The organism is Bradyrhizobium sp. CIR18 (assembly GCF_014198295.1).
Taxonomy (GTDB): domain Bacteria; phylum Pseudomonadota; class Alphaproteobacteria; order Rhizobiales; family Xanthobacteraceae; genus Bradyrhizobium.
In genome coordinates, this window is sequence record NZ_JACIHF010000028.1 from 16,536 (window position 1) to 40,966 (window position 24,431).

The following is a 24,431-nucleotide window of genomic DNA, read 5'->3' on the forward strand; positions in this document are numbered from 1 at the left end:
AGCCTCCAGGCGACCGGCGGGCAGGGGCCGGTCACATAGTATGTCGGGTCAACGCCGGGAGCGCACGCGCAAGCCCGGCGCGGGCCGCTCCTGGAGCACGTCGCGCCGGAAGCGATAGAGCGCCGCCGGCCGTCCGCCCGTCTGTGTCGACATCACCCCGGTCGGTTCGACCAGGGCTTCCATTTCGACCAGGCGGCGGAAATTCTGCTTGTGCAGGTGCCGGCCGGAGATTGCCTCGACCGTATGCTGCAGTTCGGTAAGTGTGAATTCGGGCGGCAAAAGTTCAAAGACGACAGGACGATACTTCAGTTTTGCACGCAGCCGCGCAATCGCCGTGGCGAGAATCCGGCGGTGATCGAACTGCATCGAGGTCCCGAGCGGGGGAAGCGTCTTGCGCGCTAATGCCGCAGGGCGGCCGTCGCGCCGCGCCTCCTCGACCAGCCCGGCCTCGTACAGGAGCTCGTAGCGGTCGAGCACCCGCTCCTCGTCCCAGGCCGCCCCGTCGAGGCCGAAATAGAACCGCACGCGATCCCTGCGCGGCAGCGCGCGCGTCGTCTCCGGCGTCTCCTCCGCGGCCCATTCGGTCAGCGCGGGAATGATGTCGCGGGCGATGATCGCCGGAGGCTCCTCGCGTCGGTCTTCCCAGGGGAAGAAGCGATACCATGGCGCGAAGCTCGCCGCATTGGCTGCAAGCTCGCCGTCCACCGCGCGCGTCAATGCGAGATAACCGATCGACACCATATGCGCGCCGGTGTCGCCAGCCTCGGCATGGCGGCCGCGATCGCCGAAGGTGTAGAGCTGCTCGACATAGCCGAGCCGCAAGCCCGCCTGTTCCTCGACCCAGGCGCGCAGGCCGATGTCGAAGGTGCGATGCGCGAGCGCGTCGAACGGGCCGAACGGCAGGCCGGCAAGCCCGTCATTGCCGCGCGCGGTGAGGATCAGCGGCTCATGCCCCTCGATCGCGACGATCGCCGCGGTCAGGCCGATCTCGATCGGCGTCAGCAGCGTCTTGCTCATGCGGCTGATATCGCGGGGGGTGAGAGAAAAATATGCCGATTGATTGAGCCGGCCTCTCCACGAACTCGCTGCACCTCTCCCGCTTGCGGGGGAGGTCGACGCGCTCGAAGAGCGCGGCGGGTGGGGGCTCTCTCCCCACGGGAGTCCTCGCTTGCGGATATACCCCCACCCCAACCCTCTCCCGCAAGCGGGAGACGGGGCGCACCTGCGATGTGGCGCGCAGCTGTCATTCGAGCTCGATCACGAAGGGGCGGCCCTCGACCATCATCGCGCCGGGGCCGATCTCGTCGAGCGCGCGCAGCATGCGGCCGTCGCGTCCCAGCGCACGATCGGCAAGGCCGACGATGCGCCGGTTTGGCGAGGCGATCGGCGAGGCCGAGCGGATCTTCCTGGCGATCTCGAGCTCGTCGCGGTTCGGATTGAGCGCGCACACCGCCGCAAACGCGCTCGCGGTGGAGCGGCTGATGCCGGCATAGCAATGCACCACCAGCGGCGCACTGCGGTCCCAGCCGCGGACGAAGTTCAGCACCTGATCGATATGGGTCTCGGACGGTGCGACGAAACCGTCCATCTCCTCGGTGATGTCATCCATCGAGACCTTGAGATGGTTGGCGGGCAGCACGGACACCGGCCGTGCCACCTGCTCGACATTGGCCATCACGGTCAGCACGTGGCTGGCCCTGGTGAGGCGGACGGTTTCGGGAAGCGCGGCGAGGGAACAGACGTGGATCATGGGGGACCTTTTTGCCGCCGAGTATAGCCGGTGCCGTAGGGTGGGCAAAGCGGAGCGTGCCCACCACCTTTGTCGCAAAAGCGAAAGGACGTGGGCACGGCGCAAGTGCACCTTTGCCCGCCCTACGGCACCTACGCGAACACCGCGCCAAACCGCTCCAGAAACTGCTTCTCGGCCCGGGCCGCCGTCCACGGCGTCAGATAGTCGCGCCGGACGCTGTCGGAGAGGCCGGGATCCTTGCCGAACAGGCGCCGCGCCTCGCTTTCGCTGAAGCCGGCAAGCTCGGTCGCTTCCAGATAGGCCGCCCCGCGATCGGCGGCCTTGATCGCCAGCGTGACCTCCTCGGGCAGCACCGGCGGCAGTCCGAAGCGGACATGGATGGCGCCGAGCAGGCGTTTCTCCACCGCCTTGTAATGGCCGTCGAGCACCGCCTTGAACGGAGAGATCATGTCGCCGATGACATATTCGGGCGCATCATGCAGCAGCGCTGCGAGCCGCATGCGCTGGTCGACCCGCGGCATCTCGTGCCGCATCACGGTCTCCACCAGCAGCGTGTGCTGCGCGACCGAGAAGATGTGCGTGCCAACGGTCTGCCCGTTCCAGCGCGCGACGCGCGCCAGCCCATGCGCGATGTCGGCGATCTCGACATCGAGCGGGGAGGGATCGAGCAGATCGAGCCGCCGTCCCGACAGCATGCGCTGCCAGGCGCGGGACGCCACGTCGCGTGCAGTCTTCTTCGCCGTCATTTGACCTTGAGGCGCGGCTTGCGCTGCGTCTTGCTGCAGTTGGCGTGACAGTGGCAGTCGACGAGGTGGTCGTTGACCATGCCGGTCGCCTGCATGAAGGCATAGACGATGGTCGGGCCGACGAATTTGAAGCCGCGCGAGGACAGATCCTTCGAGATTTGCACCGACAGCGGCGTCGAGGCCGGCACGCTCGCGGTGGTCTTGAAATGATTGACCTTGGGCCGTCCGTCCATGAAGTCCCACAGCAGTTTCGAGAAGCCGGGACCCTTCTCCATGATGTCGAGATACGATCTCGCGCTCGCGATCGTGCCGTCGATCTTGGCGCGGTTGCGCACGATGCCGGCATCGTTCATCAGCGCGTGCACCTTCTTGGCATTGTAGCGCGCGATCTTCTCCGGCTGGAAATCGTCGAAGGCTTTGCGGAAATTGTCGCGCTTGCGCAGGATCGTGATCCAGGACAGGCCGGCCTGGAAGCCGTCGAGGATCAGCTTTTCGTACAGTGCGCGGTCGTCATACTCCGGCACGCCCCATTCGGTGTCGTGATAGGCAACATAGAACGGGTCATCGCCCGGCCAGGGGCAGCGGGTCTTTCCGTCGGGATGCAGGCGGGGAGCGCGGCTCATGCGATGGGTTGCTTGGCTGGAATGCGAACGACGTCCGGTTCCGCAAGCTTCAAGACGAGGCCGCCTGCGGTGAGGGGCTGGCCGGCATCGAGCGCGTCTGCGACACGGTCGATGCGCACCAGCGCAATGCCCTTGCCGCCGGATGTCGAGCCGATGGTGCCGACCGGCTTGTCGCCGGCAAGAATGGTCGCGCCGGCCTCGGGCGAGGGACCATCGAGCAGCACCTTCACGCTGCGGGTACGCGCGGTGCCGCGATGCTGCATGCGCGAGACGACCTCCTGGCCGACATAGCAGCCCTTGTCGAAGTCGACGCCGGCAAGACGGTCCATGTTGGTCTCGTGCGGAAACGCATCGCTGTACATGAAATCAAGCCCGCCGCGCGGCACGCCGAGCGCGATGCGGTGCGCCTCGTATTCGGCGGCGTCGACCAGCTCGGCCCCGATGAGGTCGGAGAGTTTCTGTTTGAGATCCTCAGGGATCAGGATGCGGGTGCCGAGCGCTTCGTTGCGAGGATCAGCGAAGGCGAGGTCCGGCTGCGCCCCAGGCTGGCCGTCCCAGGCGGCGAGCACGCCGAGATCAAGGTTTTCCACCGTGACCTTGGCGCGCAGCTTGTAGAATTTCAGCTTGGTGGCGAAGCTCTCGGCCAGCGCTTTGGGGCAGTCGATCAGGAACCCGCCGCCGTGACCCGCGGGGACTTCCGTGATCAGGAAATCCACGATGATCTTGCCCTGCGGCGTCAGCAGCGCGCCGAATCGCCCCAGCCCCGGCTTCAGCCTGTCGAGGTCGGTCGTGACCAGGCCGTTGAGGAAGTTGCGCGCATCCTCGCCCGCGACCTTGACCACGCCCCGGTCGGGAAGAAACGCTGATTTCATGCGAAAATCTCTTGCGACATGTTGCTCCGGAACGTAAGCCCGCGAGGCATAAACGACAAGACCTCGAGCCCTGCGCTTGGGGATGAGAAGGGCCTTCAGCCATGACCCAGCGTTTCGATGTGATCCTCAAAGGCGGCACCGTCGTCAACCAGGACGGCGAGGATGTTCGCGATATCGGCATCACCGGCGGCCGCATCGCCGAGCTGGGGCCATTGTCGCAGGCCTCGGCCGCGGAGGTCATCGACTGCAAGGGCCTGCACATCCTGCCCGGCGTGATGGACACGCAGGTGCATTTCCGCGAGCCCGGGCTGGAGCAGAAGGAAGACCTCGAGACCGGTTCGCGCAGTGCCGTGATGGGCGGCGTCACCGCCGTATTCGAGATGCCGAACACCTCGCCGCTCACCGTGACTGAAGCCACCTTCACCGACAAGGTGAAGCGCGCCCATCACCGCATGCATTGCGATTTCGCTTTTTTCATCGGCGGCACGCGTGAGAACGTGCAGGACCTGCCGGTGCTCGAACGTGCGCCTGGCTGTGCCGGCGTCAAGGTGTTCATCGGCTCCTCGACCGGCGCGCTGCTGGTGGAGGACGACGAAAGCCTGCGCCGCATCTTCCAGGTGATCCGCCGCCGCGCGGCCTTCCATGCCGAGGACGAATACCGCCTCAACGACCGCAAATCGCTGCGCATCGAGGGCGACCCGCGCTCGCATCCGGTGTGGCGCGATGAGACCGCGGCGCTGATGGCAACGCAGCGCCTGGTCAAGCTCGCGCACGAGACCGGAAAGCGCATCCACGTGCTGCATATCTCGACCAAGGAAGAGATCGAGTTCTTGCGCGACCACAAGGACGTCGCCTCCTGCGAGGCGACGCCGCACCACCTCACGCTGGCTGCGCCGGAATGCTACGAGCGGCTCGGCACGCTCGCGCAGATGAACCCGCCGGTGCGCGGCGCCGATCACCGCGCCGGCATCTGGCGCGGCATCGAGCAGGGCATCATCGACGTGCTCGGCTCCGATCACGCCCCGCATACGCTGGAGGAGAAGCAGAAGACCTATCCCGCCTCGCCCTCCGGCATGACCGGCGTCCAGACGCTGGTCCCCCTGATGCTCGATCACGTCAATGCGGGCCGGCTTTCTCTGGCGCGCTTCGTCGATCTCACCAGCGCCGGCCCCGCGCGCCTCTACAACATGGCCTGCAAGGGCCGCATCGCCGCCGGCTACGACGCCGATTTCACGGTCGTCGATCTCAAGCGCAGCGAGACCATCACCAACAAATGGGTGGCGTCGAAAGCAGGCTGGACCCCCTATGACGGGTTGCGCGTCACCGGTTGGCCCGTCGGCACCTTCGTCCGCGGCCGCCGCGTGATGTGGCAGGGCGAGCTGGTGACGGCCGCGCAGGGCGAGCCGGTGCGGTTTCTGGAGACGCTGAAGCAGTAGCTTGCCGCGCTCGTTGTGATCCGTCATCCTGTGGTGTGCGCCATGCAATGCTCTCGCATTGTATGGCCAGCCTCGAAGGATGAGCGGCCCCGCTAGTGGCCGTGCCCTTCGAGGCCTCCGCTACGCTCCGGCACCTCGGGGTGACGGGGATAGTATGCGTATGATGGGAGACTATCCAATGAGCCAAAGTGTCCTCATCGCCACCGAACAACTTGCCGCCATCCTCGGCGATCCCAACCTGCGCCTCTACGATTGCACGACCTACAACGAGCCGGTGCCGCCGGGCAGTGACGTACCCTACCGCGCAGTCCCCGGCGACAAGTCCTTCGCCGCCGGCCATATTCCGGGCGCCGGTTTCCTCGACCTGCAAGGCGAGTTCGCCGACACCTCCGCGCGCCCCCTCTTCATGATGCCTGATGTCGGCCAGTTGGAGGCCGCCTTCGGCCGCCATGGCCTCGATGCGAGCAAGACCACCGTGCTCTACAGCATCGGCACGATGATGTGGTCGACGCGGTTCTGGTGGATGCTGCGTTCACTCGGCGTCGATGCGCTCGTGCTCGACGGCGGCTTCGACAAATGGAAAGAGGAGGGACGTCCGGTCGAGACGGGCGCACCGAAAGGCTATCCGGCCACGACCTTCAAGGCCACGCCGCGCGCGGGCTTCTTCGTCGACAAGAATGTCGTGAAGGCACGGATCGGTGATCCCTCGACGGTAATCGTCAACGCTCTCTTGCCGCAATTTCACCAAGGCCTGGAGCCGAGCCGCTACGGCCGGCCGGGCCGCGTGCCGAGCAGTATCAACGTTCCCGCCCCATCGCTCGTCAATGCCGACAAGACGCTGACGAGTCTTGCGGATGCGGAAGCAAAGTTCGTCGCCCAGGGCGTCACGCGCGACAAGACCGTGATCTGTTATTGCGGCGGCGGCATCTCGGCGACAATCAACCTCTTGCTGCTGACGCAGCTCGGCTACGACAAGCTGACGCTCTACGACGGCTCGATGGGCGAATGGGCACGGGACCCTTCGCTCCCGATCGAGACGGATTAGGTGGGCGGCTCTTACCCTCCCCTGGAGGGGGAGGGTCGCTTCACGTCGAGCGAAGCGAGAGGTGAAGCGGGGTGGGGTGATCTCTCCACTCGGGCACCGGCTCTGAGGAGAGACTGTCACCCCACCCGCTCGCGCTGCGCGCGATCGACCCTCCCCCTCCAGGGGAGGGTAAGAAAGTCAGGAACCTTTTTCCTTGGTTTGCATCCAATGTCCGGAACCAATGGAGATAAGGTGCCCGCCATGCCAGGGACCGCAGCCGGCCTGTCCGCCGGCCTCAGGACGTCGGAAGTCGAGCTGATCGAGCGCGCGCGGCGCCGTGACGAGGCTGCGCTCCGCGAGATCATGCAGGCCAACAATCGCAGGCTCTATCGCCTCGCGCGCGGGATATTGCGCAGCGACAGCGAGGCCGAGGACGTGGTGCAGGAAACCTATGTCCGCGCCTTCACGCATCTCGATGGCTTTCTGGGTGAAGCCGCGCTGTCGACCTGGTTGTCGCGCATTGCGATCAACGAGGCGCTCGGGCGCTTGCGCAGTCGGAAGCCGCAGGTCGAGCTGGGATCGGTGCCGGAGGCAACGCTGGAAGCACAGATCATCCAGTTTCCCCTTTCGTCCGCCGCAACCGATCCGGAAAAATCCATGGCCCAACGCGAGATCCAGCGCGTCGTCGAACACGCGGTCGATGAATTGCCCGATGCCTTCCGCATGGTCTTCATCGCGAGGGTGATGGAGGCCATGAGCATGGAGGAGACGGCCGAGCTGCTCGGCATCAGGCCCGAGACCGTCAAGACGCGGTTGCACCGTGCGCGCACCCTGCTGCGCGAGAACGTGGAGAAGAAGATCGGCCCCGTCGTGATGGACGCGTTTCCGTTCGCCGGACAGCGCTGCGAGTGCCTGACGGAGGCGGTGCTCAGGCGCCTTGGCATCGGCTCATGATTTTTCGGGAACGTTCGCGTAAGACACCCATCCAATCCCTGTGAAGCAACGCGCCGGCCAACGTCCGGCACCACAGGAGCATCGAGCCATGTTCACCCGACGGAGCGCGGCGATCGCCGCGGCAATTCTGTTGTCGAGTCCCGCGCTGCTGCAAAGCGCCGGCGCAGCCGACAAGCCCACCGATCCGCAGATCGCCCACATCGCCTACACCGCCGGCGTGCTCGACATCAACGCCGCCAAGCAGGCGCAGAAGAAGGCGAAGAGCAAGGACGTCAAGGCGTTTGCCGAGGATATGCTGCGCGACCACGAGGCCGTCAACAAGCAGGCGCTCGCGCTGGTCAAGAAGCTGAGCGTCACGCCGGAGGATAACGACACCAGCAAGGCGCTGTCGAAGCAGGCGAGCGACAAGCTGGCCGAGCTCGACAAGCTGGACGGCGCCGCCTTCGACAAGGCCTACGTCGCCAACGAGGTCGCCTACCACAAGGCGGTCAACGGCGCGCTGGAGACCCAGCTGATCCCGTCCGCGAACAATGCCGAGCTGAAGAGCCTGCTACAGACGGGCCTGAAGATATTCCAGGGACACCAGCAGCACGCCGAGCACGTCGCGGCAGAGCTGAAATAGGGGAGTGGCAATGATGCCGGAGCGACTGGCTTCGAGCGCCATAGCACTTGTCCTTGCGGCGACGGTCGCCCCGGCACACGCCGCGACGATCGAGATCACGATGGACAATCTCGTGATTGCTCCGGCCGAGGTATCGGCGAAGATCGGCGATACCATTACCTGGATCAACAAGGACGTCTTCGCCCACACCGCCACGGCGAAGAACGGCGACTTTGACGTGACGCTGCCGCCGAACAAGTCGGCGACATCGGTTCTGAAGAAGGCGGGAGTGATCGACTATTACTGCCGCTATCATCCCAACATGAAAGCGACGCTCAAGGTCGAGCCGTGAGGGGAGGGAGCAGGTTCCTGATCGCCGCGGGAACATCTCCCGGCCGCCGCGAGACTAATGCTTGTCCGCGGCAAGCGGCTTCCGTGCGATAAACGCGGCAGACTTCGCGAAGGCTTTCGCCAATCCGTTCGCAAAGTCATTCATCCGTTGACTGGCCCCGCCCGCGTGGCGGGGTCATTTTCGCGGAAAGCTTACTGCCTTGCGAGCGTGACCGAGAACTCGCCGTTGCGGATGCGACCCGGAAAACCCTCGACGAACTTGGCGACCGCGTCCTCGCCATAGGTGCCGACGAGCTCGGCGAAGGCCGCAAACAAGCTCGCCTGCGCCAGGCAATCGCCGTCGACGCCCTCATGGCGCGCTTCGGCCCAGGCCTCGTTGAGATAGCTCAGTGCGGCCTGCTTCTGCTCGTGATCGGGCAGCGGCGCGCGGTCGGGGGCGTAGGAAATCGGCTGGCTCATGAAACTCGATCAGGGCTGGGGCGCGATCCACGGCGATGCGCTGTGCGAGAGGTGTAGCACGCACATTAACGACCGCTAGGCTACATCTTTAAGAACGGTTAACGGCTGTGAACAAAGTCGATGACAGGGTTCCACCGACTGCCCCAATCCTCATGGTGATAAGGCGCGTCAGCGCCGTCTCGAACCATGGAAGGCCCCGCTGCCGCAGCTGGGCCTTCCATCCTTCGAGACGCGCGTTCCGCGCTCCTCAGGATGAGGAGTTACGGCTGAGAGTGCGGTTGGTGAGAGCTCAGTTCGCGTAGCGCGCCGTCAGATCGCGCGAGATCTTCGAGCCTTCCTCGATATAGCGGCGGATCGCCACCGTCGCCGCCGGCGTGCAGCTCCGATAGGTCTGCTGAAAGCCGTTATAGCCGCGGTTGAAGCCGGCGATCATGCGGGTGCGGCGCTCCCCGGAGGGGGTTTCGGCATCGATCAGCGCCTGCATCTCGTTGCGCCATTTGTTGCCCTCGTTGGACCCGCAGATGCCGCGCAGATAATGCAGCCCGCCGAGAATCTCGGCCAGCCGCTGCAAATCGCCGTCAAACGGCGCCGCCCCGTCCTGGGCCCTCGCGGGTCCGGAGGCGCAGGCGAGAATCAGGGCAAAAATGGCCAGAAATCGCGTGGACATCGGCGGGGTGTATGCCTCTTCGAGGCTGTTGACGCAAGGCGACGCGAGGGCGGTACGCTCCCTCTCCCGCTTGCGGGGGAGGGCTGGGGAGGGGGTGTCTCCGCGGGCGAGAACCCCCCAAGAGGAGAAAGCCCCCACCCGCCGCGCTCTTGCGAGCGCGTCGACCTCCCCCGCAAGCGGGAGAGGTGCAGCGGAGCCCGGAGCGGGCTTCAGGTTATTACCAGCCGCGCGGCGGACTGGATGACCTCTTCCAGCCCCCCGGTCAGCTTGAGGTCGCCGAGACCCGCCAGAGCGTCGGGGGCGATCCAGCGGTAGTCGTCGAGCTCGTCGTTCAGGATCGGCTCCCGCGCCACCCAGCGGGCGGCAAACGACATGATCAGATAATGGCCGGCACCGGGCGCGGCGGGCAGCACCTCGCGCCAGCCGGCGAGGCCGACGATCGCGATGTCGAGCCCGGTCTCCTCGTCGACCTCGCGGCTCAGGGCCTGATGCAGCGATTCGCCGAATTCGACCCGGCCGCCCGGGAGCGAATAGAAGCCCTTGGCGGGCGAGCGGGCGCGGCGGGTCAGCAGCACCTTGCCGTCGCGGAAAATCGCGGCGCTGACGGCGAGCTGGGGATGGGTGGGCTGGACGACCGAAGCCATTTTCTTGAAGGACCTGGTTCTTGAAGGCCTAATTCTAAAGGACCTGGCTCAGTTCGCCATGATGGTGTCGACGTCGGCTTCCGCCCCGCCATTGATGATGCCGCCGCAGGCGGCGATCAGCGGCTTGACCCAGAGCGTGGCCTGCTCGGCGAGGCGGACGCGGGTCGTGTCCTTCTCGACCTCGCGCATGGCCGAGCCGACCGCGGTCAGAATCGAGGTCATGGTATCGGTGATGTGGTCGAACTGGGCGCGCACGTTGGGGTTGGCTTTCTCATAGGCCTCGATAGCCAGATCCCGCGCCTTGAAGTTCGACGCCGTGAAATGCTCGGCATAGGACAGCGGCGACCAGGTCAAGAAATCTTCCGCGCATTCCGGCATGTCCGGAACCATTTCCAGCAGCATCACGGCTTCATTGAAATGGTTGAGATAGTCGGTGGCAAGCCCGGTCCGCGGGTTGATATTGGCCACGCGCAGCCGCTCGGCCCAGTCAGCGGCCTCGGGGCCCGTCTGTGCATGCGTCCGCGCGGGTTGGGAGGCCGTTGAGCTCATCTGCCGCAGTGTTAACGTTCGGGGTTAAAAGGACCTGAACGGACCCTATATAGACACCCTGGGATGTGTGGACGCTTCGTCATAACTTCGGCCCCCGCGGCTTTGCGGCAACTGTTCGGTTATGTCGAGCAGCCCAACTTCCCGCCCCGGTACAATGTCGCCCCGACACAACCGATTCCGGTCGTGTTGATGGAGAATGGCGCGCGCCATTTCCGCCTGATGCGCTGGGGATTGCTGCCGGGCTGGGTCAAGGACCCCAAGGGCTTTACGCTCCTGATCAATGCCCGCTCCGAGACGGTGCTGGAGAAGCCCGCCTTCAAACGCGCAATTCGCCGGCGCCGCGGCCTGATCCCGGCCGATGGCTATTACGAATGGAAGGTGGAGGACGGCCGCAAGCAGCCCTTCTTCATCCACCGCGCCGACGGTGCGCCGCTCGGCTTTGCCGCATTGTTCGAGACCTGGGCCGGGCCGAACGGCGAGGAGCTCGACACGGTCGCGATCGTCACGGCCGCGGCGGGCGAGGATCTCGCCGCGCTGCATGACCGCGTACCCGTCACCATCAGCGAGCGCGATTTCGAGCGCTGGCTCGACATCAGGGGCGACGAGGTCGATGCCATCCTGCCGCTGATGACCGCGCCGCGCATCGGCGAGTTTGCCTGGCACCCGGTCTCCACCCGCGTCAACCGCGTCGCCAATGACGACGATCAACTGCTCTTGCCGATCAGCGCGGAGGAGATGGCGGCGGAAGCAGAAGCGGCGAAGCCGAAGAAGGCGGCGCGGAAGGCGGCGGCCGGGCCGGCGGATGACGGGCAGGGGTCGTTGTTTTAGGTAGGCTGGCGCTATTCACTCCGCTGTCGTCCCGGCGAAGGCCGGGACCCATACCCCCAGGGAGCAGTGTGGTGCGGGCTGGTGGTGGGCAATCTTCGCCAAATTGAATTCGGTGGTCCCGGCCTTCGCCGGGACGAAGATGGAGTGTATGGTTATCAGTGCCGTAGGGTGGGCAAAGGCGCAACGCGCCGTGCCCACGATCTCTCTCCTCAATGCGCAATGGTGGGCACGCTTCGCTTTGCCCACCCTACGGCAGCTACGGCAGTGAAGCTTTAAACAATCTCCCTTGCCCTCAGCCCTGCGATCTCCGCCGCATCAAACCCCAGCTCGTCCAGCACGGCATCGGTATCCGCGCCGAGCTCCGGAGCCATCCGGTCCAGCCTGCCGCCGCCATGGGCGAGCTTGAAGCCGCTGCCGGCAAAGCGCAGGCGGCCGTATTGCGTGTCCAGCTGCTGGATCGCGCCGCGCGCCTTGATCTGCGGATGGTCGATCACCTCCTCGACCTTCCAGATGCTCGCGCAGGGCGCGCCGGCGTCCTCAAGGATCGTCTCCCATTCGCGCGCCGGCCTGGCCGCGAGCGCCGCTTCGATGATGGCCCGCAGCGCCGGCTCGTTCTCGTTGCGCGAAAACCAGTCGGCAAAGCGCGGGTCGCTCAGCGTGTCCTCGCGGCCGAGCGCGCTCATCAGCGCGCGGTACTGCTTCTCGTTGTTGACGGCGAGCAGGATGTGGCCGTCGCCGCACTTGAACAAATTCGCCGTCGTCCTGCGGCTCACGGCCTGGTTGCCCGAGAGTGTCTGGCGATGGCCGGCAACCGACCAGTCCGCGATCTGTCCCGACAGAAACGCCATCGTCGCCTCCAGCATGGAGACATCAATGAATTGGCCCTTGCCGGTGCGGTCGCGCTGATACAGCGCGCTCGACACGCCGAACGCGGCCGTGGCGCCCGACAGCACGTCGCAGACCGCAAAGCCCGCGCGCGTCGGTCCCGTCTCGGGATGGCCGGTGATCGCCATGATGCCTGATAGCGCCTGCATCTTGCCGTCGTAGCCGGGCCGCAGGCGATCCGGGCCGGTCTGGCCGAAGCCTGAGACCGCGCAATAGATCAGTTTTGGATTGATCGCCGACAGCGCCTCATAGCCGATGCCGAGCTTGTCCATCACGCCCGGACGGAAATTCTCCATGACGACGTCGACCGATGCCGCGAGCTTCTTCACGATCGCGATCGCCTCCGGCTTCTGCAGATCGAGCGTCAGGCTGCGCTTGTTGCCGTTGACGGCCTGGAACGCCGGCGCGAGGCCGCGGTCGGCCCATTCGCGGCTGAGCGGGGTGCGGCGCATGTCCTCGCCCTCGCGCCGCTCGACCTTGATGACGTCAGCCCCCAGCAGCGCGAGCTGGTAGCTGGCATAGGGGCCGGCCAGCACTTGCGTGAAATCCAGGATCTTCACGCCCTCGAACGGTCGCGTCACGTCGCTCTCCCCATCTTGTTTTCGTTATTGGAGGACGTCAGGCGGCGCGGTTGCCGCGCGCGATCTCCTTCTGCTTGTCGAATTCGGCGCGGCGGCGGGCCAGCTCTTCCGGCGACAGCTGCGCGACGTTGTTGTAGTCGAGCTTCCAGGAGGCGTCCTCGCTCCAGCGCAACGGCGACTGCATCGTCGTCTGCGGGCCGCTCGCGCTCTCCAGCAGCTTGAGCGCCAGTTCCAGCGTCTGCGCCTGCGAGGCGACGTCGTATGGCTTGCCGGCGGAATTGCCGAGCGGGAAGTCGGAGAACAGGAAGCGCGGCACGGCGGCGTGCTCGATGATGTCCTTGGCGCAGCCCATCACCACGGTCGGAATGCCGTTGGCCTCGAGATGCCGCGCCACCAGCGCCGTGGTCTGGTGGCAGACCGGGCAGTTCGGCACCAGCACCGCGACGTCAACCTTGTCCGCAAGGCAGCGCGCCAGGATGTCCGGCGCGTCGGTGTCGAGCGTGACGCGATGGCTGCGGTTGGTCGGCGCGCCGAAGAACCGCGGGGCGACCTCGCCGATGCGGCCGGCGGCGGACGCCTTCAACAGCTGCGGCAGCGGAAACCAGGTGCCGTTGTCGGTCGCCGAGGTGTGCTTGCGATCGTAGCCGATATGCGAGATGCGCAGATCGTGCTCTTTCGATGTGTCGCCGTCATAGACCTGGTAGAACTTTGCGCTGCCGTTGTACGCCGCGCCCGGTCCCTGGTCGCCCTTGGCGGGATCATACGGCGCAGCGGTTGTGATGATGGTCACGCGCGACTTGGCCAGCGGCTTCTTCAGCGGCTGGAACGGCGCCTCGGTGTAATGCGCCCAGCGATACGCGGTGGTGTAGCCAATCGCCGCGTAATAATCGCGGGTGCGCTGCATGTAGGGGACGGGGGAGTCGTAATCGGGCGCAAAGCCGAATTCGTCGTCGCGCGGCGCGGACATGGCGCGTCTCCTGGTTCTTGGTTGGCGACAGATTAGAGATAGTTTTGGGGTTGCTCAACGGGGGGAGGGGAGATGCAGGCCTGAATTGCAGATGACGATGGTGCGGCACGCGCGGTGCCACTTACCCTCCCCTGGAGGGGGAGGTCGGCTCACATTGAGCGCGGCGAAATGTGAGACGGGGTGGGGTGACGGTCTCACCACATCCAACAGTGCCCGGGTGGAGAGATCACCCCACCCCGCTCGCGCTTCGCGCGATCGACCCTGCCCCTCCAGGGAGGATAAGTCACCTGAACACGTGCAATGCCACATATTGCAGCAGCATGATCGCCTTGGCGTCGATGATGCGGCCGTCGGCGATCATCGCCAGCGCCTCGTCGATCGAGAGCTCCAGCACCTCGATGTCCTCGCCCTCGTGCTCGAGGCCGCCGCCGTCGCTGACGCGCATCTCAGGCTCGTACTCGGCGACGAAGAAATGCAGTTTTTCAGTGATGGCGCCGGGGCTCATGAAGGCCTCGAACACCTTGTGGACGTGGTGCAGGCGATAGCCGGTCTCTTCCTCGGCCTCGGCGCGGATGCGCAGCTCGGGCTCGGCGTTGTCGAGCACGCCAGCGGCGGCCTCGATCAGGAGATCGTCGTAGCCGCGGATGAAGGCCGGCAGTCGGAACTGACGCACCAGGATCACGGTACGCCCGGCGCGATTATACGGCAGCACGGCGGCGGCGTTGTCGCGCTCATAGGTCTCGCGGTGCTGCGTCTGCCACTCGCCGCTGGCGCGCCGATACTCGAACGTGGTGTTCTTCAGCGTGGTCCAGCCGTCCGAGAGCACGCGGACGTCCTTGATGCGGACGCGGTCGGAAATGGTCATGAAGCCTCTCTGTTTTTCACCTCGCCTCGCAAGCGGGGCGAGGGGGCGCAGCAGCGTTCGCGGGTTGCATCTCAGTTGCTTGGCGTGGTCGCGCGGCCGTCGAGCCACTTCTGGAACATCACGGATGTCGATAGCTCGAAGCCCAGCGAGCCGTAGAACGCATTGGCCTGCGCGTTCTCGCGGCGGACGAGGAGCTGCAGCTTCGAAATTCCCGCCGCGCGCAGCCAGTCCTCGGCCGCGGCCATGATGACGCGGCCATGGCCGCGCTTGCGGCCGTCGGGGTCGACCGCGACGTAATAGACCCAGCCGCGATGGCCGTCATGGCCGACCATGACGGTCGCCACGATCGCGCCAGCGTCGCGCCCGATCAGCACGGTCGAGTTATCGCGCCGCCGCGCCAGCGCGATGTCGGCATGCGGATCGTTCCAGGGCCGCGTCAGGCCGCAGCGCTGCCACAGCGCCACGACCGGCTCGACGTCGGCATCCACGATCGCAGCGATCGCGAGCGGGGCAGGGGACGCGCTCACAGCACCTTCCCCGGATTCATGATGCCGAGCGGATCGAGCATCGCCTTGATCGCACGCATCAGCTCGATCGCGGTCTGGTCCTTGACGTCGGGCAGCTCGTCGCGCTTGAGCACGCCGATGCCGTGCTCGGCCGAGATCGATCCGCCCATGCGCAGCACGATCTCGAACACGACGGCGTTCATGTCGTGCCAGCGCGCCAGAAAATCCGCGGTGTCAGCGCCGATCGGCTGGCTGACATTGTAATGCAGATTGCCGTCGCCGAGATGGCCGAACGGCACCGGACGCGCGCCCGGGATCAGCTTCACCACGGCAGCATTCGCTTCCTCGATGAAATCGGGCACGGCGGCGATCGGCACCGAGATGTCGTGCTTGATCGAGCCGCCCTCCGGCTTCTGTGCCGACGACATCTCCTCGCGCAGCTTCCAGAAGCCGTTGCGTTGGGTAAGGTTGGCCGCGATCACGGCGTCGTCGACGATCTCCTCTTCCATGGCGCGGGCGAGGATCGTCTCCAGCGGCGTGCGGGCGTCGTCGCCGGGGGACGACAATTCCATCAGCACGTACCAGGGATGCTTCTCTGCGAGCGGATCGCGCACGTCGATGCCGTGTCGCACCGAGAAATCGACCGCCATCTCCGACAATAGTTCAAAACTCGTCAGCGCATTTGCGGCCTCGCTCTGCGCGATGGTCAGCAGCTTCAGCGCCGCCGCCGGCGATTTCAGCCCGACATAGGCGGTCTCGACCGCCCGCGGCTTCGGAAACAGCTTGAGGGTCGCCGCCGTGATGATGCCAAGCGTGCCTTCGGCGCCGATGAAGAGATTGTGCAGATTGTAGCCGGTGTTGTCCTTTTTCAGCTTCGACAGCACGTTGAGCACGCGCCCGTCGGCGAGCACGACCTCGAGCCCCAGCGCCATCTCGCGCGCCACGCCATAGGCGAGCGCGGCGGTGCCGCCGGCATTGGTCGAGAGATTGCCGCCGATGGTACAGCTTCCTTCCGCGCCGAGCGAGAGCGGAAACAGCCGGTCCACCTCAGACGCCTTCGCCTGCGCGATCTGCAGCACCACGCCGGCCTCGCAGGTCATGGTGTTGGAGGCGGTGTCGACCTCGCGGATCTTGTCCAGGCGTCGCAGCGACACCACGACCTCGCCATTGTGCGGCGTCTGGCCACCGACCAGCCCGGTATTGCCGCCCTGCGGCACCAGCCCGATTTTATGCGCGGAGGCGAGCTTGCAGATTTCGGAAACCTCCGCCGTCGAGCCCGGACGCAACACCAGCGGCGAGCGGCCGTGAAACAGATTGCGCTCCTCGGTGACGTAAGGCTCGATGTCGTTCGCGTCGGTGATCGCATGGCGCTCGCCGACGATCTTGCGGAATTGTTCGATCAGCTCGGGCGCAAGTGGAGGGATCGCAGGCTTGTTGATATTCATTGTCTCGTCTCTACTTCCACTCTTATCGCACCACCGCAGCCCGGCGCAGCCGGTCGTTGATCGCTTCGCCCAGGCCTTCCTCGGGAATCGCCATCACCGCAATCCCCCGCGGGCTCTTCGCGTCGAGGCTGCGAAGATAGCCGAACAGATTGGCGGCGGCTTCATCGAGATCACCGGTGGGCGACAGATTCATGACGGCGACGGCCGCATCGACGCCGGGCAGGCGCTCTGGGCCGAACGCCAGCAGCGCTTCTCCGGGCGCAACGTCCTGCGCGCGAAGCCGCACATGGGCGCGCGGCGCGTAATGCGAGGCCAGCATGCCCGGCGCCAGCGGCTGGCTGTCGTCGCTCTCGGCCTCCACCGGCGGCCGCGCCAGGGGCGCGCCCAGCACCGCCTCGATCCGCTCGCGCGACAGCCCGCCGGGCCGTAGCAGCATCGGCGCATCGAAGCAGCCGACGATGGTCGATTCCACGCCGACCATAACGGGCCCGCCATCGACGATCAGGTCGATCCGCCCTGCAAGGTCGCTCTCGACATGGGCCGCCAGCGTCGGCGAGACATGGCCGGAGATGTTGGCGGACGGGGCCACCACGGCGCCGCCGAAGGCGCGGAGGATCGCTTCCGCCACCGGGTGCGCGGGAATGCGAATCGCAACCGTGTCGAGGCCCGCAGTGGCGAGATCGGCCACCGGGCAGCCCTCCGTCTTCGGTACCACCAGCGTCAGAGGTCCCGGCCAGAACGCTTCCGCGAGCTTCAGGGCGCGCGCGTCGAACCGGCCGATCCGCCGCGCGGCCGCAATGTCCGCGACATGGGCGATCAGCGGATTGAAGGCCGGCCGCCCCTTGGCGGCGTAGAGATGGGCGATCGCGGCGGCATTGGCCGCATCCGCCCCGAGCCCGTAGACGGTCTCGGTCGGAAACGCGACCAGCCCGCCGGCGGACAGCGTGCGGGCCGCAGCCTCGGCGCCGGCCGCGCCGGCCGGTAAAATCAGCGTTTCAAGACCCGTTTTCACAGGGACAAAATTCCTCATGCCGGCCGCTTGCGGTGCGCCAAACCCGACGCTATAAGCCGCCTTCTTGTCGGAGTGTGGCTCAGCCCGGTAGAGCACTGCGTTCGGGACGCAGGGGTCGCAGGTTCGAATCCTGCCACTCCGACCAGAAATCATTAGGTTTTTCCTTCTGATCGCTGGTCCTTCCCGAGTCAACCACCGTTTCAACCACCGAAACATGCCGGCCTTTTTGGCCAATGGCCGTGGCCGCCCCCTGCAGAAAGTCTGGGTGGTGGTGGCCGTAGGTGTCCTGAAGGACCTCGGGGGACATGCCCAGGAACCCAGCGGCCTCCCAGATCGGCACGCCACGCTGCATGAGCCATGTCGCAGCCGTATGGCGTAGGGTGTGGGGTGTCACTTTCCCCGGAAGGCCGGCAAGGCCCACAGCGGTCTTGAAGCCCTTTTTTACCGAGGCGACCGGCTTGCCATTGAACTCAACGAAGCATTCGTCGATCAGCTTACGGTTCCACCAGCGTCGAAGGTGGGCGAGCAGCCGGGGCGGTATTGGGGCTGGCGTCTGACGCTTCTTGGTAGAGCGCTTGCCAATGGCCTTGCGATAAAAAATGCCGCGCTCCAGATCCACGTAAGAGCGCCCGGTTATCGCATATGGCGATGCCGACGCTATCGCGCCCGCCCGAGTGCCGGTGTACAGGCCGATCAGGATAAACCGAGCAATATGACGCAGAGGCCTTCGGTTCGTGGCGACCGGGCCCCCCTTCGATGCTCCCGAGTGTATCGTTTGCTTCTCACGATAGCTCCAACAATGCCAAAGCAACGCTGCGGCCTCTTTGCGAGTCAGCCATCGGTCGCGCGCTTCACCTTTCGGCGGGAGCGACACCCGCACGACGCCGCGGTGAAAGCCTTCCTTTGTGTGGTGGTTAATCGCGGCGCGAAGTGTCTCAAGGTCGCGGCGAGCACCGCCTGGACCGCCACGATGCTTGGTATACCCGGCACAGGTCTGGGCGTTAACCTGCGCGAGCATCTTGCCACCCCAATACTCGTTGAGACGTTCGATCCTCGGCTCAATCTCGTGTTGCTCGCCTGGCTCGCCAATGTCCGTCAGGTAGATTGAGAGTACATCGGCGCAGTCGATGTCCTCTATGTCTCGTCTGCGTCGCTCCGGTTGGTACTTGCGCGCGATGTAGTCCGACAGCGCTTGCTCTGCTTCTCGAGTCGGCTTTGTTCCAGACGCGTTCGCAAGGCATCCTGTGGCGATATGGCGGCCGCCGTCCTTGATGATCCAGACGGCTTGGGCGACGAGCTTGCCGTCTCTGTATCTGGGCTTACGTTTGAAGAGCCGAGCTCCCTTGCTTGGACGCGGCATAATTTCCTCATTCTCTCTATATAAAAGAGCGTTGTGTAGTCCTTACCCGGAATGCGCTCGATAACGAGTCGTCCACGGGCGCCTTCCCTGCGCAATCCGGAAGCCGTCATCGAACCGTCGGGAAATGCCAAGGCCGCTGCTACAGCAAGACGGAGTGGATCGTGGAGACCAACGCCCTCTGGGCGCTTCGATACATCGATCATGTTAGCAACGTCGCAATCTGCGAGCGTGCTAACGGGGATCCTATGTTATGTGGGCGGCATTGGCGCGGTTCTATTTGTCGGAAGAATGCGCTTGCCGCAAGGTGTCGAGCCGATGTGGGGATTAGAAGTGTTTGGCAGCGCTTGGCAAGGGTAACGTTCTGCTCATTGCAGCGGCCTTTGAGAATCCTTCCAGTGCTGCTGTTCGCCTCGAGATCGTCAGTGCCCATTGGCACATACAATCAACGCGCGGCCGATAGCTCAATTGCGACGAGCGGCTGTTTAGGCCGATATGGGCCGGCGCAGAGAATGCCTAGGGCGGCCGCGCCAACGTCATCCTAGGTAGGGGTATCGATCACTTTTGCGATATGCTCCATTTGCTTTTCGGTCCAACTGAGCGTGGTTGCTTAGGCTCGCTTACGCCACAGCCCACGTATTTGTGCGAAGCGGAACGATTGGTTTGCTACTGATAGCGACCCAGCTGCTGAAGCGGCCAGCCCAACAGTTTTCGCCGGTCGCTCGACATAGCTCCTTGATTCTATGGGGTCGGACGTCTGGCCGATACTGTAAGATTTAACAGGCTATGGATTGTCTCGGCGAGCCGCCTGGACCTCAGCACTGTATCCGTCCTGTCGTTGCCCCCGGACGCGATCTTTCTGGGATGAACGGGAGAGTTCGCCGGAGTCAGCCGCCGACCAATTACCTGCGCGGCCCATTTTCCTGCATCTCTGGCTTGTGCGGCTGTCGCCGCAGCGGGCTCTCGTGAACCGAGCCGCGTTGCGTCTCGGCCTTCGGCTTCGATACCCTCGCGCAAGTTGATACCTATAATGTGTCGCTCGCCGGAGGCACTCACACGAAGGGCTGCCGCTTCGCGGCACCGCTATCACTGCCCGTCGCGCGGGTGCCTTGTTAACCGGTCTTGCGACTGCACTCGGTCCCGGGTGCCTCTTTTGATGTTCTCACTCTTGCCTTGTTCTCACCTGCGCTCACTTGCTCAACATTCTCACTTTCGAGATCTCAGGGGCTCCGCCCCTCGCGCGCGCCAGGGTAAAGCGCCAGCTGCCGCCGTCGCCGTCCCGAGCGGTCTCCCCGGTCTTCCGCGCTTCGCTCATCCTGCCCACTTTGACGCATGGCAAACACGCTTGTGCAGACCCGCTTCTAACGAGCGGCCCTTACGGGCGGTGATCCCCCTCCGCTCGGGTCGCCCTGGCACTTGCTACCCCGGTCTCGCCGACGGGCAGGGTGCAGGCGCGGAGTGCGCTGTGCACCCATGGAAGCAAAAGGAAAAATGATCATGTCGGCCAAGTCAGATGAAATCCTTCCCGCGAGCGGGACGGAGCTTCTCATTCCGCTCAACAACTGAAGAAATCGCCGAACAATGCGCGTAAGACACCGCATAGCGAGGCGGCGATCGAGGGCTATGCCGCGAGTATCGCCGCCAAGGGAATCTTGCAAAATCTGGTCGTTGAGCTCGAGCTGGACGGAGAGGGCGTGGCCACGGGGTTCTATCTGGTGACCATCGGCGAGGGCAGGCGGCTTGCCCAGTTGCTGCGGGTTACGCGGAAGGAGATCAGGAAGACCGAGCCGATCCGCTGCATCGTCGACACCGCGAACGATCCTCACGAAATCAGCCTGGACGAGAATGTCACCCGGGAAAACATGCATCCCGCAGACCAGTTCGAGGCGTTCAGGCGGCTTGCGGATGAGCGTGGCTTTGGCGCGGAGGAGATCGCGGCCCGGTTCGGAGTGACGCCGCAAGTTGTGCGGCAACGTCTGCGATGGGCGCGGTTTCGCCAAGACTGGTCCAGCTCTATCGCGATGGCGATTTGACCCTCGAACAGTTGATGGCCTTTGCCATTACTTACGATCAGGCGCGGCAGGAAAGCGTTTATGGGCGCCTGACCCATGACCGCGACGCCAGCACCATCCGTCGCCTCCTCACGGAAACCCACATCGCCGCAGCCGATCGCCGTGCGCGATTTGTCGGCCTGGAGGCCTTTATAGAGGCGGGTGGTACGATCCTGCGCGACCTCTTTACCGACGATCGCGGCGGCTATCTGGAGGATGTTGCGTTGCTCGATTTACTGGTGACGGCACGGCTTGGCCGCGAGGCGGACGGGTTGCGGGCGGCCGAGGGATGGAAGTGGACCGAACCCCATCTCGACTTCCCGCACGCCCACGGGATGCGCCGCGCCTACCCGCATCCGGTCGAGCTTTCGGCAGAAGATCAGGCCGCCCTGCAAGCTGCCCAAACCGAGGTCGACCAGTTGACCGAGCAGCATCAGACGGCCGAGGAACTACCTGATGAGGTGGATGCGCGGTTCGGTGAACTGGAGACCCAGATCGAGCGGTTGGAAGCGAAACGACACGCCTACGATCCCGGTGATGTCGCGCGCGGCGGCGCGTTCGTGATCCTCAATCATGACGGCACCATCAGGATCGAGCGCGGTTTCATCCGCCCCGAGGACGACAAATCCCACCCCGAAACCGGGCAGGAAGGCGACGTTCAGGCCTTGGGAGAGGAGGACGAAGGGGACGATCAAGCCCCACGGGACGGTGAAGGAGAGAACAGAGAAACGAGGAGGAAGAGGAGGAACATTCGCTGTCCGACACGCTCATTCGTGACCTCACCGCACATCGCACCTTGGGGCTGCGCCTCAATCTGAGTGAGCAGCCGAACGTTGCCATTGTGGCGGTCACTCATGCGCTTGCCGCTCAAATCTTCTATGTCGGGGCCAATGCCCAGTGGTTGGCATTCATATTGTGAAGACGGATTTGGCTACGCATGCGGTCGGGATCGAGGACACTCCGGCCGACAAAGCGTGGTCGGATCGCCATGCAAATTGGGCGAGACAGATGCCGGGGGACGTAGGCGGACTATGGGAGTTCGTGGCCGAACTCGATCACGACAGCCGCATGGCTCTGTTCGCCCATTGCACGGCCCTGACGGTCAATGCGGTCAAATTGCCATTTGACCTCCGGTCGCGCGCGTTGGCAACGGCCAACCATTTGGCCGGGGCCGTCGCTCTCGACATGACTGGGTACTGGCGACGGACGGTGCAGAACTATCTCGGACGGGTCACCAAGGCGGGCATTCTATATGCCGTCCGCGAAGGCGTCAGTGGGAAGGCCGCCGAAGGTATCTCGGGCATGAAGAAGGTCGAGATGGCGGCTGCGGCCGAGCAACTGTCGGCGGCTACCGAGTGGTTGCCGGCGTTGTTGCGTACGGCCAAAACGGAGCACCAGGTTGGTCCGCCAAGCGGGGCACAAGGTCATGATTTCTGCTCGGAAGCTGCAGAGTGAGACGTAAGCCGAGGCCGGACGGTCCCGGCGCATTAGCCCCCGATCGCGCAGGGTGTGCGATTGGGGATCAGTGAAGTTAGGCGGCGATTTCTCACTCTAGCCCGTCGCCAAATGCGGGCCACGATCCACCCGATCTGTGCCTTTGGCAGCGCTCTGTGAGGCTGTGCCTCACTTCCCTTCCTAGCGACGAGGCGATCAGATTGGGGCACCTATCCTGCCTACGCCTCGCTATTCATAGCGCTATCGAGCGAATAATTCCGGCCGGTGCCGCCGCTTCCCGATGCGACAGTGCGGTCTGTTTCGCTCGGCTTGTCCGGTCTATCGCTATTCCTTTTGATGAGCACACGTCGGCTTTCTTTCAGATCGATCCTGCCGTTGTCCAATGCTGTGGCGGCCGTTGGCAGCCATGGTCATCGCCGTCAGTTTGGTCATGGGCTCGCGTCCAACGCACCCGCGATTGGCTGATCAAGCCCGAGGGACGGCAAGAGCCTCGATCGCCTTCCCGCAACAGCTCACGCCTGCTTTTTTCCCCTGCCGCCAAGCGGCGGCATTCCTCGCGCGAGGCAAAAAAGCAGGCTTTCGCCGTCCTCCGCTGCGCTGCGGGCCTGACGGCTGCGGGCCGATCGCTCCCCAGGCCAAGGATCGCCATCGAGGCTGCGATGGGCGCGGCCCGAACAACTGACAGACGGAGATGATCATGGCGACCATCGGCACTTTCACCGCTTCCGATAACGGCTACACCGGTTCGATCAAGACGCTGACGCTGAACATCAAGGCCAAGTTTACAGCCTCCGAAAAGGACAAAGACAACGCTCCCGACTACCGGCTTTTCGCCGGAAGCACCGAATTCGGCGCCGCCTGGAAGAAGACCGTTCGCGACAGCGACCGCGAATATCTCTCGGTCAAGCTCGACGATCCGAGCTTGCCCGCTCCGATCTACGCCTCGCTGATCAAGGTCGAAGGCGAGGAGGGTTTCAGCCTGATCTGGTCGCGCCGCCGCGGCGACTGATCCGTCCGGATCATCAGCCCCGCCTCTTGGAGGCGGGGCTTTTTTGCGTTTCCTGCCCGCTTTTAAGGAAGACAGAAGGGCATTTTCTTCCCTCAAAGGAAGGCGCGTGGCCACGGATTCGTGGCGCAACTTAAAGCCGGTTCGAGGCGCCGAGTTCGGAATGAATTGAGCTCTCGGGCGCGTTTTCGTCGGGCGGTTCGCGAGCTCAACCACCATCTGCGCGGTCTACGGGTAGCGTTGTATTCGACTTCATAGCCGCCAACTGGCCCACCTCTCAGATGTGAAACTGAGCCGCTTTCAGGGCGAGATGATCACCTCTGGATCGCGAGAGCCCCGACAGGCAGCCGCAAACTCAAAGTCGCTTTCAGCGGGCGCTGCAGGTTCGGAGGCGGCGGACAGGCTTTTAATGTTCGAGGTCGGGACTGCGAAGGAGGCAAAGCTCGCCAAGAAGCCAAAGAAGGCGTCAGCTGGCCAGAAGGAAATGCTGATGCCCATCGCCGGCGCCGCTTTGTGGATAAGCACGGGGCAGGACCGATCGCTGGGATGGTACGGCGCGCCCACGCAGAGCTGTACTGGGTCCGCTACGAATGCGAAATCGGTCAGCGCTGGGGCCGCTTTGGGCAAGCGCGTGATCCTGCGGCTTTAACTTCCGGTCGGCCGCGCCCAGCGGACGCACTTAGCGTGCAGTGGAGGGCTCAAATGGGCCATGTGTGGACGGCTCCTGGTTGGCAAGGAGAATCTTCACTTTGCGGCGTTGGTCGGAGCGGCCATGTGTTCGGCCTGTTTGCGCGGTT

Annotated in this window: 23 protein-coding genes, 1 tRNA gene and 2 pseudogenes; 10 read left to right on the top strand and 16 right to left on the bottom strand. The window is 64.6% G+C overall.

The genetic code is table 11. From position 1 onward, the window contains the following. Positions 1-48: 48 nt before the first annotated feature. From GGD65_RS38955 to GGD65_RS38975, 5 genes are all read right to left on the bottom strand, one after another. Positions 49-1,017: an NrtR DNA-binding winged helix domain-containing protein gene (locus GGD65_RS38955; protein WP_183238643.1), complete on the bottom strand. Its 969-nt coding sequence runs from the start codon at positions 1,015-1,017 to the stop codon at positions 49-51. A gap of 226 nt (positions 1,018-1,243) precedes the next feature. Further along, the gene (locus tag GGD65_RS38960) at positions 1,244-1,750 is read right to left on the bottom strand and encodes a tyrosine phosphatase family protein (RefSeq protein ID WP_018323373.1); all 507 of its coding nucleotides are present in this window, start codon (positions 1,748-1,750) and stop codon (positions 1,244-1,246) included. A 131-nt stretch (positions 1,751-1,881) separates the two neighbouring features. After that, complete coding sequence (locus GGD65_RS38965; protein ID WP_018323374.1) at positions 1,882-2,496, bottom strand: YfbR-like 5'-deoxynucleotidase; 615 nt, start codon at positions 2,494-2,496, stop codon at positions 1,882-1,884. Beyond that, positions 2,493-3,119, bottom strand: a complete 627-nt coding sequence (locus GGD65_RS38970; RefSeq protein ID WP_183238644.1) for a DNA-3-methyladenine glycosylase I — start codon at positions 3,117-3,119, stop codon at positions 2,493-2,495. The genes GGD65_RS38965 and GGD65_RS38970 overlap by 4 nt, the downstream gene beginning before the upstream one ends. Then, positions 3,116-3,991, bottom strand: a complete 876-nt coding sequence (locus GGD65_RS38975; protein ID WP_183238645.1) for a folate-binding protein YgfZ — start codon at positions 3,989-3,991, stop codon at positions 3,116-3,118. The genes GGD65_RS38970 and GGD65_RS38975 overlap by 4 nt, the downstream gene beginning before the upstream one ends. A gap of 101 nt (positions 3,992-4,092) precedes the next feature. On the opposite strand from GGD65_RS38975, the gene GGD65_RS38980 reads away from it, so the two are divergent. The 5 genes from GGD65_RS38980 to GGD65_RS39000 all read left to right on the top strand — a co-directional run bounded on the left by GGD65_RS38980 (position 4,093) and on the right by GGD65_RS39000 (position 8,358). Next, entirely contained in the window at positions 4,093-5,427 is a 1,335-nt protein-coding gene (locus GGD65_RS38980; RefSeq protein ID WP_183238646.1) for a dihydroorotase, read from the top strand. A 178-nt stretch (positions 5,428-5,605) separates the two neighbouring features. Continuing rightward, a complete protein-coding gene (locus GGD65_RS38985; protein WP_183238647.1) occupies positions 5,606-6,472 on the top strand; it encodes a sulfurtransferase in 867 nt (288 codons plus the stop codon). Positions 6,473-6,712: 240 nt separating this feature from the next. Continuing rightward, positions 6,713-7,405, top strand: coding sequence for an RNA polymerase sigma factor (locus tag GGD65_RS38990; protein ID WP_179735245.1), 693 nt, complete (start codon positions 6,713-6,715; stop codon positions 7,403-7,405). A gap of 88 nt (positions 7,406-7,493) precedes the next feature. Continuing rightward, complete coding sequence (locus GGD65_RS38995; protein WP_183238648.1) at positions 7,494-8,027, top strand: DUF4142 domain-containing protein; 534 nt, start codon at positions 7,494-7,496, stop codon at positions 8,025-8,027. 10 nt (positions 8,028-8,037) lie between these two features. Beyond that, positions 8,038-8,358, top strand: coding sequence for a cupredoxin family copper-binding protein (locus GGD65_RS39000; protein ID WP_018323381.1), 321 nt, complete (start codon positions 8,038-8,040; stop codon positions 8,356-8,358). A gap of 191 nt (positions 8,359-8,549) precedes the next feature. Here the strand turns inward: GGD65_RS39000 and GGD65_RS39005 are convergent, their stop codons facing one another. From GGD65_RS39005 to GGD65_RS39020, 4 genes are all read right to left on the bottom strand, one after another. After that, on the bottom strand, positions 8,550-8,816 hold the full coding sequence (locus GGD65_RS39005; protein ID WP_018323382.1) for a hypothetical protein: 267 nt from the start codon (positions 8,814-8,816) through the stop codon (positions 8,550-8,552). Between the two features lie 289 nt (positions 8,817-9,105). Further along, positions 9,106-9,483, bottom strand: a complete 378-nt coding sequence (locus GGD65_RS39010) for a TIGR02301 family protein (protein ID WP_018323383.1) — start codon at positions 9,481-9,483, stop codon at positions 9,106-9,108. 209 nt (positions 9,484-9,692) lie between these two features. Beyond that, entirely contained in the window at positions 9,693-10,127 is a 435-nt protein-coding gene (locus GGD65_RS39015) for an NUDIX hydrolase (RefSeq protein ID WP_183238649.1), read from the bottom strand. 48 nt (positions 10,128-10,175) lie between these two features. Further along, positions 10,176-10,676 carry a hypothetical protein gene (locus GGD65_RS39020; RefSeq protein ID WP_018323385.1) on the bottom strand — a complete coding sequence of 167 codons (501 nt, stop codon included), beginning with the start codon at positions 10,674-10,676 and terminating at the stop codon, positions 10,176-10,178. A gap of 63 nt (positions 10,677-10,739) precedes the next feature. Between GGD65_RS39020 and GGD65_RS39025 the strand changes: the two genes are divergently transcribed. After that, positions 10,740-11,504: an SOS response-associated peptidase gene (locus GGD65_RS39025; RefSeq protein ID WP_183238650.1), complete on the top strand. Its 765-nt coding sequence runs from the start codon at positions 10,740-10,742 to the stop codon at positions 11,502-11,504. A gap of 272 nt (positions 11,505-11,776) precedes the next feature. Here GGD65_RS39025 and GGD65_RS39030 read toward each other — a convergent pair whose 3' ends face one another. From GGD65_RS39030 to GGD65_RS39055, 6 genes are all read right to left on the bottom strand, one after another. Beyond that, a complete protein-coding gene (locus tag GGD65_RS39030) occupies positions 11,777-12,970 on the bottom strand; it encodes a CaiB/BaiF CoA-transferase family protein (RefSeq protein WP_183238651.1) in 1,194 nt (397 codons plus the stop codon). 37 nt (positions 12,971-13,007) lie between these two features. Then, entirely contained in the window at positions 13,008-13,937 is a 930-nt protein-coding gene (locus tag GGD65_RS39035; protein ID WP_183238652.1) for a glycine reductase, read from the bottom strand. A gap of 283 nt (positions 13,938-14,220) precedes the next feature. Beyond that, the gene (locus GGD65_RS39040) at positions 14,221-14,802 is read right to left on the bottom strand and encodes an NUDIX domain-containing protein (RefSeq protein ID WP_018323389.1); all 582 of its coding nucleotides are present in this window, start codon (positions 14,800-14,802) and stop codon (positions 14,221-14,223) included. Positions 14,803-14,873: 71 nt separating this feature from the next. Beyond that, positions 14,874-15,329 carry a GNAT family acetyltransferase gene (locus GGD65_RS39045; protein WP_183238653.1) on the bottom strand — a complete coding sequence of 152 codons (456 nt, stop codon included), beginning with the start codon at positions 15,327-15,329 and terminating at the stop codon, positions 14,874-14,876. Then, positions 15,326-16,753 carry an FAD-binding oxidoreductase gene (locus tag GGD65_RS39050; RefSeq protein ID WP_183238654.1) on the bottom strand — a complete coding sequence of 476 codons (1,428 nt, stop codon included), beginning with the start codon at positions 16,751-16,753 and terminating at the stop codon, positions 15,326-15,328. The genes GGD65_RS39045 and GGD65_RS39050 overlap by 4 nt, the downstream gene beginning before the upstream one ends. Before the next feature lie 22 nt (positions 16,754-16,775). Next, a complete protein-coding gene (locus GGD65_RS39055; RefSeq protein ID WP_183238655.1) occupies positions 16,776-17,783 on the bottom strand; it encodes an L-threonylcarbamoyladenylate synthase in 1,008 nt (335 codons plus the stop codon). Between the two features lie 50 nt (positions 17,784-17,833). Here GGD65_RS39055 and GGD65_RS39060 point away from each other — a divergent pair. Then, positions 17,834-17,910: transfer RNA gene (locus GGD65_RS39060), tRNA-Pro, on the top strand. Positions 17,911-18,081: 171 nt separating this feature from the next. Here GGD65_RS39060 and GGD65_RS41065 read toward each other — a convergent pair. After that, positions 18,082-18,645: pseudogene (locus tag GGD65_RS41065) on the bottom strand (site-specific integrase); the annotation flags it as partial. On the opposite strand from GGD65_RS41065, the gene GGD65_RS41070 reads away from it, so the two are divergent. From GGD65_RS41070 to GGD65_RS39075, 3 genes and pseudogenes are all read left to right on the top strand, one after another. Then, on the top strand, positions 18,565-18,873 hold the full coding sequence (locus GGD65_RS41070) for a hypothetical protein (protein WP_312017778.1): 309 nt from the start codon (positions 18,565-18,567) through the stop codon (positions 18,871-18,873). The pseudogene GGD65_RS41065 and the gene GGD65_RS41070 sit on opposite strands and share 81 nt — an antisense overlap. A 1,746-nt stretch (positions 18,874-20,619) precedes the next feature. Then, positions 20,620-22,628 (top strand): annotated as a pseudogene (locus GGD65_RS39070) (ParB N-terminal domain-containing protein). Between the two features lie 697 nt (positions 22,629-23,325). Beyond that, positions 23,326-23,637: a DUF736 domain-containing protein gene (locus GGD65_RS39075; protein WP_183238656.1), complete on the top strand. Its 312-nt coding sequence runs from the start codon at positions 23,326-23,328 to the stop codon at positions 23,635-23,637. Positions 23,638-24,431: the final 794 nt, after the last annotated feature.